General features: G+C 63.6%; 8 protein-coding genes. 5 read left to right on the top strand and 3 right to left on the bottom strand.

Going from position 1 to position 7949, the window contains the following annotated elements; all coding sequences use genetic code 11:
• Positions 1–65 precede the first annotated feature (65 nt).
• The 3 genes from WFP44_RS09520 to WFP44_RS09510 form a co-directional block, all read right to left on the bottom strand.
• On the bottom strand, positions 66–2324 hold the full coding sequence (locus tag WFP44_RS09520) for an ATP-dependent Clp protease ATP-binding subunit (RefSeq protein ID WP_336926315.1): 2259 nt from the start codon (positions 2322–2324) through the stop codon (positions 66–68).
• Positions 2325–2387: 63 nt separating this feature from the next.
• Positions 2388–4220, bottom strand: a complete 1833-nt coding sequence (gene ftsH / locus WFP44_RS09515; RefSeq protein WP_336926314.1) for an ATP-dependent zinc metalloprotease FtsH — start codon at positions 4218–4220, stop codon at positions 2388–2390.
• A gap of 17 nt (positions 4221–4237) precedes the next feature.
• On the bottom strand, positions 4238–4666 hold the full coding sequence (locus tag WFP44_RS09510) for a MarR family winged helix-turn-helix transcriptional regulator (RefSeq protein WP_336926313.1): 429 nt from the start codon (positions 4664–4666) through the stop codon (positions 4238–4240).
• Positions 4667–4868: 202 nt separating this feature from the next.
• Between WFP44_RS09510 and WFP44_RS09505 the strand changes: the two genes are divergently transcribed.
• The 5 genes from WFP44_RS09505 to WFP44_RS09485 all read left to right on the top strand — a co-directional run bounded on the left by WFP44_RS09505 (position 4869) and on the right by WFP44_RS09485 (position 7941).
• Positions 4869–5294 carry an Hsp20/alpha crystallin family protein gene (locus WFP44_RS09505; RefSeq protein WP_336926312.1) on the top strand — a complete coding sequence of 142 codons (426 nt, stop codon included), beginning with the start codon at positions 4869–4871 and terminating at the stop codon, positions 5292–5294.
• Positions 5295–5308: 14 nt separating this feature from the next.
• On the top strand, positions 5309–5707 hold the full coding sequence (locus WFP44_RS09500; protein WP_336926310.1) for an Hsp20/alpha crystallin family protein: 399 nt from the start codon (positions 5309–5311) through the stop codon (positions 5705–5707).
• Positions 5708–5727: 20 nt separating this feature from the next.
• Positions 5728–6219, top strand: a complete 492-nt coding sequence (locus WFP44_RS09495) for an Hsp20/alpha crystallin family protein (RefSeq protein WP_142849546.1) — start codon at positions 5728–5730, stop codon at positions 6217–6219.
• 115 nt (positions 6220–6334) lie between these two features.
• On the top strand, positions 6335–6826 hold the full coding sequence (locus WFP44_RS09490; RefSeq protein WP_336926309.1) for a phosphate-starvation-inducible PsiE family protein: 492 nt from the start codon (positions 6335–6337) through the stop codon (positions 6824–6826).
• Entirely contained in the window at positions 6823–7941 is a 1119-nt protein-coding gene (locus WFP44_RS09485; protein ID WP_336926308.1) for a S1C family serine protease, read from the top strand. Before WFP44_RS09490 ends, WFP44_RS09485 begins: the two co-directional genes overlap by 4 nt.
• The last annotated feature ends 8 nt before the right edge of the window (positions 7942–7949 follow it).

The raw sequence follows: 7949 nt of genomic DNA, 5'->3' as shown, positions 1-7949 counted from the left end.
CGCCTCAATCCAACTCTTCACCCGCCGCATCGCAAGGCTATGAAATCACGACCGATAATTATGAATCAGGCTCTAAGGCGGCCATCGTCGAACACCTGAAGCAGGATGTTGTAGACATCCGGATGCGCCTTCTCGATCTCGTCGAGCAGTACGACCGAGTAAGGCCGGCGGCGCACCTTCTCGGTGAGCTGGCCGCCTTCGTCGTAGCCGACATAGCCCGGAGGCGCACCAACCAGTCGGGCAACCGAGTGGCGCTCGCCATATTCCGACATGTCGATGCGGATCATCGCGTCCTGATCGCCGAAGATCACCTCGGCGAGCGTCTTGGCAAGTTCCGTCTTGCCAACGCCGGTCGGCCCGAGGAACAGGAATGTCGCCGTCGGGCCGCGTCCTTCGCGCAGGCCCGCGCGCGCCAGGCGCACCGCATCGGCCACGGCGCGGATGGCCTCTTCCTGGCCGATGACGCGCTCGTGCAGCTTCTCCTCGAGCTTGAGGAGCTTGTCCTTCTCCTCGGTGGTCAGCTCGGTGACCGGAACGCCGGTGATCTTGGAGACGATCTGCGCGACATGATCGGCGCGCACCTCGGCGGTCGCCGAAGCCTGGTCGCGCTTCCAGATCTCCAGTAGCTCGTCCAGCTCCTTCTGCTTCTGCTCCAGTTCCTTTTTCAGTTCCGCTGCCCGGTCGAACTGCTTGCGGGCTGCGGCATAGTCCTGCTCGCGCCTGATCTGCGCAACCTCGGCCTCCAGCTCCTGGACGTCCACGGGGCGCGCTGTGGCGCTGATCTTCACCCGTGCGGCGGCCTGGTCGATCAGGTCGATTGCCTTGTCGGGCATGAAGCGCCCAGTGATGTAGCGGTCCGAAAGCTCGGCCGCAGCGACAATGGCCTCGTCGGTGATCGTCACCTTGTGGTGCGCCTCCAGCGTGTCGCGCAGGCCGCGCAGGATCATGATGACCTGAGCGACCGTGGGTTCCTCGACATAGACCGGCTGAAAGCGGCGTTCGAGCGCTGCGTCCTTCTCGATGTATTTCTGGTACTCGTTGAGCGTCGTCGCGCCGATCAGGTTCAGCTCGCCCCTCGCCAGCGCCGGCTTGAAGGTGTTGGCGATGTCGAGACCTCCTTCGCCGCCGCCCTGGCCGGCGCCGACGATGGTGTGGATCTCGTCGATGAACAGGATCAGACTGTCCTTCTCGTGGGTGATCTCCTTGAGGATCTTCTGCACCCGCTCCTCGAACTCGCCGCGGTACTTGGAGCCGGCGACCATCGAGTTGATGTTGAGCTCGACCAGCCGCTTGTCGCGCAGCGCTTCGGGCACTTCCCCCGCGACGATGCGTTGTGCGAGCCCTTCGACGATGGCGGTCTTGCCCACGCCCGGCTCGCCGATCAGCACCGGATTGTTCTTTTTCCGGCGGGCCAGCACTTCGATCGTCGTCTCGATCTCGCGGGCGCGGCCGATGACGGGATCGAGCTTGCCCTCGCGGGCGAGCTTCGTCAGGTCACGGCTGAACTGGTCCAGATCGGGCGTGCTGGAAGGCGCCTCCACGCGGCCTTCCTCGGCTCCCTTGCCGACGACCTTGGTCACCTGCTGGCGAAGCGCCTGCGGCGTCAATCCGTATTTGCGCAGGATCGACGCGGCCAGGCCTTCACCTTCCTCGGCAAGGCCGATCAGCAGGTGCTCGGGACCGACATAGGAATGGCCGAGTTCGTTCGAGGCGATGAAGGCCCGGTTCAGTGCGTCCTTCAGGCGAGGACTGACGCCGACTTCGCCCTCCGTCCTGGCCTCTTCACGCTTCGCTTCCTTCTCGACCTGGCGCCGCAGGTCGTCCACATCGACCTTGAACTGTTCCAGGATCGTTTTGACGACGTCGGACGAGGTCAGTGCCAGAAGCAGATGTTCGGTATCGACCTCGCTGCGCCCGAATTCACCAGCCTTCTGTGCGGCATCCTGCAACAGCTTGTTGCCCTGTTCGCTCAGCCGATCGGCGATGGTGCGTCCGCCGCCGCGCCGCAATCCGCGGCGCGGCGCTTCCTCCCCGAAGGTGGCATCCACGACGTCGTCCTCACCCGCGCCCGTGGCGCCCAGTGCGCCACCCCGCAGCGGGCTGTCGCTGAACAGGCTGCCGAACCCGCTATCGCCGAAGAATTCGTCAAAAAGGGAATGTCGTCCGAACAGGGACTCCAGCGGCGATGCGCTGCGGCCCGACCGGCGCACCATTTCGCGGTAGTGCTGATCGCACAGCTCCATGTTCTGAACTCTGCCGTTCACCGAAGCGCGCACGCGCGCCGTCGCCGGGCGACCGCAAATATCGCAAGTTCCGTTTGCCATTTTTCCTCTCCGTTTCTTTATCCAGTCAGGGTTGTCCGCCGATCATCTGCGTCAGTGACGGTGTCACGCAGCGACCGCTTCCTTTCTTTTCACCTTGGACCCAATTGCCACCAGATCGGGCTCGTCCAGTGTCTCGCGTTGCAGGAGTTCCTGCGCCGATTGCTCGAGCAGCGCCCGGTTGGCTTCGAGAAGCGAGAGGGTGCGCTTGAACACGCCATCCACGATGTCGCGCACCTTCGCGTCCATCCGCTCGGCAGTGGCGTCGCTGTAGCGGCGGTTCAGCCACGACGACTGGTCGCCGGTGCCGAGAAAGCCGGGCCGATCGGTGTCGTAGCTGACATGCCCGAGGTCTTCGTCCATCCCGTACCGCGCGACCATGGCGCGGGCGATATCGGTAGCCTTGACCAGATCGTCGGCCGCCCCGGTCGAGAGGTGGTCGTAGACGATCTTCTCGGCCGCGCGCCCGCCGAGGAGGACGGCGATCTTGTTCTCCAGCTCCTCGCGCGTCATCAGGAAGCGGTCCTCGGTCGGGCGCTGGATGGTGTAGCCGAGCGCGCCGATGCCGCGCGGGATGATCGAGACCTTGTGCACCGGATCCGTGCCGGGCAGAGCCATCGCCACCAGCGCGTGCCCCATCTCGTGATGCGCCACGATCTCGCGTTCGCGCGGGTTCAGAACGCGGTTCTTCTTTTCCAACCCCGCGATGATACGCTCCACGGCATTGTTGAAGTCGTCCATCGTCACCGCATCAGCCTTGCGGCGCGTGGCCAGGAGCGCTGCCTCATTGACGAGGTTGGCGAGGTCAGCGCCCGAGAACCCGGGGGTCAGGGCCGCGACCTTCTCGGCGTCCACGTCCGGTGCGAGCGTCACCTTCTTCATGTGCACGCCGAGAATCTGGATGCGCCCCTTCTTGTCGGGCTTGTCCACCAGCACCTGCCGGTCGAAGCGGCCCGCGCGCAGCAGCGCGGGATCGAGGATCTCGGGCCGGTTGGTGGCGGCCAGGAGCACGATGCCCACAGAAGGGTCGAAGCCGTCGAGCTCGGTCAGAAGCTGGTTCAGCGTCTGCTCACGCTCATCATGGCCACCGGCGATCTGGCCGGAGGAGCGCGCCCTCCCAAGAGCGTCGAGTTCGTCGATGAAGATGATCGCCGGGGCGGATTTCCGGGCCTGCTCGAACAGGTCGCGCACCCGTGCGGCGCCGACGCCCACGAACATCTCGACGAACTCGGAGCCCGAGATCGAAAAGAAGGTCACGCCCGCCTCACCCGCCACCGCGCGCGCGAGAAGCGTCTTGCCGGTGCCCGGGGGCCCGACGAGCAATATACCTTTGGGGATATGTGCGCCCAGCTTTCCGTATTCGGCCGGGTTCCTGAGGAACTCCACGACCTCTTCCAACTCGGCCTTGGCCTCGTCCACGCCGGCCACGTCAGCGAAACTGACGCCGGTTTCCTTTTCCATGTAGACCTTGGCCTTGCTGCGGCCGACCTGCATGAAACCTCCGAAGCCCTGCCTCTCGGCGAACTTGCGGAACAGCAGCATCCAGATTCCGAAGAAGACAAGCGCAGGCGCCACCCAGGAAATCAGCGTGCCGAGAAAAGTGTTTTGCGGAACGCCCGTGATCTCGACGCCAGAGCGGTCGATCCGCTGCAGGATCGCGGGATCCACGACCGTGGTGACGAACTGGCTCTTGCCGTCGACGGGTTCGGTGAAGGTGCCGGTGATGGTGTCTGACCCGACCGCGACCGACGCGACCCTGCCATCCTCGAGATACTGCTCGAACTGGCTGTAGCTGATCGGCGCGACGGATTGCCAGCCGGCGATCAGGTTCTGGATGAAAAGCACGGCTATGAAAGCCACCACCCAGTACCAGATGTTGTATTCGGTCTTCTTTTCCATGCCCCTTGTCCCTTTCACTAGCGCCCGAGCCGCGCCCTGATCCGCTCGAGCAGCGCCAGCAGGACGCGCCTTTCGTCCGCCGACAGATCCTGCAGGATTTCATCTTCGAGCGCCGATTGCCGCGGCGCGAGTTCCTTCAGCATCGCCCGGGCCTTCGACGTTGCCGTGACGATCTGCGCCCGCCTGTCGTCGGGCGAGGGCGACCGCTCGACCCAGCCGCCCCGGACCATGCGATCGACGAGCTGGCCGGCTGTGGCCGGGCCGACCTCCAGCCGGTCGGCCAGATCGCCGATGGTCAGCCCAGGCTCATCCTCGACATGCGCCGCCGCCATCCAGGACAGGCGGGTCAGGCCGCTGTCGCGGATGTCTTGGTCGATCCGCTGCTGGATGAGCTGCGCGACCCGGTGGATCGTCGTCCCGATCAGCGCGAGGTCCGAAGAGATCATGGGTATCCTTCCTCCGGTTGCATGAGACAAAGGATAGACCGCACTCCATCCGAAGTGCAATGCATGCATCATATATGCTTGCATAACAGATGGAACTGCCTATCTTGATGGGCGGTCTCCGAACCGACATCCGGCCGGCGCCGTTGCCCGCTCGGACCATGCCGCCGGTTCGGGGGCATCGATCAGCAGCAGGAGGCCAGCAATGCTCTATCCGACATATCTGCGCCGCAGCGATCCCTTCGCGCTGATGCGCTCCATGATGCGCGATCTCGACCGCGGCTTCTGGCCGTCGTCCCGCGCGGCGTTCCCGGCGGTGAATGTCTGGCAAGGCCCTGAGGCCGTCGCCGTCACCGCTGAACTTCCCGGCATCGAACCGGGCGACATTGAAATTTCGGTTAAGGACAACGTCCTGACGCTTTCGGGCGAACGCAAGGCGCCTGAGGTTCCCGAAGGTGCGCGCTGGCACCGCAACGAACGCGGTTACGGCAGGTTCTCACGCGCGATCCGTCTGCCGTTCGCGGCCTCGCATGACAAGGTCGAGGCGAGGATGACGAACGGCGTATTGCGGATCGTCATCTCCAGGCCCGAGGAAACGAAGCCGAAGAGAATCGAAATCAAGGCAGCCTGAGAGGAGCTGGAACGATGAGCACCGACATCACGCAAGCCACCGAAAAGACACCGACAGACTCGCCCGAGACAACCGGCGGCGGCCGCATCTACCGCCCGCTGACCGATATCGTCGAAACCGATCAGGGCGTCTCCATGATGCTCGAAATGCCTGGGGTCGCCCCCGATGCGGTCGAAATCACGCTGGAAAATCGCGTGTTGACGATCCGCGGCAAGGTTGACCCGGTGCGGCCGGAAAACCTCGAACTTGCCTATGCCGAATATGGCGAGGGCGATTTCGAGCGTGCCTTCACGCTTTCCGAGGACTTCGACCCCGACAGGATCGAAGCCGAGATGCGTGGAGGTGTCCTCACCCTGACGCTCCCCCGAGCCCCTGAAGCGCAGCCGAAAAGGATCGCCGTCAAGGGCGCCTGAAAACCGAAGGAGACCATATCATGCAGATCAAGGACCTCATCCCCTGGGCGCGCAAGGACGGCGCGCCAGACGCCAAGAGCAGCGAAGACAACCCGATCGCGACACTCCAGCGCGAAATGAACCATGTGTTCGAGAACTTCTGGAACCGGGTCGGTCAGTTCGAATGGCCCTGGGGCAGCGGCGAAGCCAAATCCGACATGGTCGAGACCGACAACGCGATCGAAGTGTCGATCGAGCTGCCGGGCATGGAGATGAAGGACATCGAGGTGACGGTCAACGATGACATGTTGACTGTGAAGGGGGAGAAGAAGATCGAGCGGCAGGAGGAGAAGAAGGGGTATTACCTGTCCGAGCGCAGCTACGGCGCAATCTACCGGACAATTCCGCTCCCTCCCGGTGTGGATGGCGAAAAGGCGCAGGCATCCTTCAAGAACGGGGTTCTGACGATCAAGCTGCCCCAGACACCCGAGGCGCAGGCGAAGGTCAAGCGCATCGAGGTCAAGAACGGCTGATTTGTCACATTGGGGGTCGCCGGTTTGCGGCGTCCCCTCCGCTCCGTGCGATATTGCACCGTCTGGCGAAGCCCCGGGGAGCTTGTCTCTCCGGGGCGGCCTTCGAGGGGAAATCATGAAGGACTTGCAACGATCCGGGCTGACCCGTGAACAATGGTCGGCGATGACGCTCTACGAGAAGTTCGAGCAAGTTGTCATCTTCGTCCTCAGCATCATCATTGCGGCGATCGTCGTGGCATCGGTCTGGGCGCTGATGCGCGAAGTCGTGAACCGCCTGGTTCTGGGGGCATTCGACACGCTCGATTACGCCACCTTCCAGGTGGTGTTCGGCATGATCTTCACCGTGGTGATCGCGCTCGAGTTCAAGCGCTCCCTTCTTGTTGCGACCGAACGCAGCTTCGGGATCGTCCAGGTCCGCACGATCGTGCTGATCGCGCTCCTCGCCATCGCGCGCAAATTCATCATCCTAGATCTGGGCGAGACGGAGCCGGCCAAGATCGCCGCCCTTGCCGGCGCGGCGCTGGCGCTCGGCGCTGTCCACTGGCTGGTGCGCGATCAGGACCGGCGCGAACAGCCCCCTACTGAAAATGCAGATGGCGGTCAATGAACCGAACCTTTTTCATTCGACTTGTTTCAGCAACCTCTGCCGCGCTCCTTATCATAATTGTGTGGCAGAGCTTTCCTATCATTCAGGGCGTTGTGCTCGGTGGGTTTGCCGAACCGCGCGCCGTGGCTCCGCGCGGCGACTTGGCGGCGTTTGAACAAAGCACCATCACGGTATTCAACGCCGCTCGAGACAGTGTCGTCTTCATCACGACGGCCGAGCGTGTAGTCGATCCCTGGACCCGGAATGCCTATGACGTTCCGCGCGGGAACGGTTCAGGATTCGTCTGGGACGAACTCGGTCATGTGGTGACGAACAATCATGTTATCGCCGGCGCGAGCCGGGCAGTCGTCAGGCTGGCTGATGGCCGTGCCTTCTCCGCGCGCCTGGTGGGGCGCGCCCCCGAGCACGATCTGGCAGTCCTGCATATCGGCGTAGGTTCTGACCGGCCACCGCCAATCCCCATCGGCACCAGCAACGAGTTGCGTGTCGGTCAGAGCGTGTTCGCCATCGGCAATCCGTTTGGCCTGGACTGGACGATGACGACCGGAATTGTCTCGGCTCTCGGCCGCGAATTGCCGGGAGAAGGCAGTCTCCCGATACGGGGCCTGATCCAGACGGACGCGGCAATCAACCCCGGAAATTCCGGTGGCCCTCTGATCGACAGCGCAGGGCGTCTGATCGGCGTCAACACGGCGATTTTCAGTCCATCCGGCGGCAGTGCGGGAATCGGCTTTGCGGTTCCCGTCGATACGGTCAACCGGGTGGTGCCACAGCTCATCGCTCGCGGCAGCTATGCACCACCACGACTCGGCATCTTATTCGATCCCAGGGTCGACGCGATGCTCGCGCAGGATGGCTCCTCCGGCGTCCCGGTCCTCGGAGTCGATCCTGACGGCCCCGCTGCCCGTGCGGGACTGGTGCCCGCCCGCATTAGCGGCGATGGGCTCATTGTAGTCGGCGACCGGATAATCGGCCTTGGAGCGACTAGAGTTGATGAAGCGGCTGACCTGATCACAGCGCTCGAAGCGCATCGCCCCGGGGATCAGGTTGAATTGCACATCCGGCGCGGCGATCAGCGCAAGAGCCTCAAGATCACACTCGGCGAACCGCGATAGGAGCCGGA

Source organism: Alteraurantiacibacter palmitatis (assembly GCF_037154115.1).
Lineage (GTDB): Bacteria > Pseudomonadota > Alphaproteobacteria > Sphingomonadales > Sphingomonadaceae > Alteraurantiacibacter > Alteraurantiacibacter palmitatis.
This window is presented reverse-complemented; position numbering and strand designations above follow the sequence as displayed.

Bases quoted from the DNA above. Each gene is read 5' to 3' on its own strand.
- WFP44_RS09520 (WP_336926315.1), bottom strand. From the start codon at position 2,324: ATGGCAAACGGAACTTGCGATATTTGCGGTCGCCCGGCGACGGCGCGC.
- ftsH (WP_336926314.1), bottom strand. From the start codon at position 4,220: ATGGAAAAGAAGACCGAATACAACATCTGGTACTGGGTGGTGGCTTTC.
- WFP44_RS09510 (WP_336926313.1), bottom strand. From the start codon at position 4,666: ATGATCTCTTCGGACCTCGCGCTGATCGGGACGACGATCCACCGGGTC.
- WFP44_RS09505 (WP_336926312.1), top strand. From the start codon at position 4,869: ATGCTCTATCCGACATATCTGCGCCGCAGCGATCCCTTCGCGCTGATG.
- WFP44_RS09500 (WP_336926310.1), top strand. From the start codon at position 5,309: ATGAGCACCGACATCACGCAAGCCACCGAAAAGACACCGACAGACTCG.
- WFP44_RS09495 (WP_142849546.1), top strand. From the start codon at position 5,728: ATGCAGATCAAGGACCTCATCCCCTGGGCGCGCAAGGACGGCGCGCCA.
- WFP44_RS09490 (WP_336926309.1), top strand. From the start codon at position 6,335: ATGAAGGACTTGCAACGATCCGGGCTGACCCGTGAACAATGGTCGGCG.
- WFP44_RS09485 (WP_336926308.1), top strand. From the start codon at position 6,823: ATGAACCGAACCTTTTTCATTCGACTTGTTTCAGCAACCTCTGCCGCG.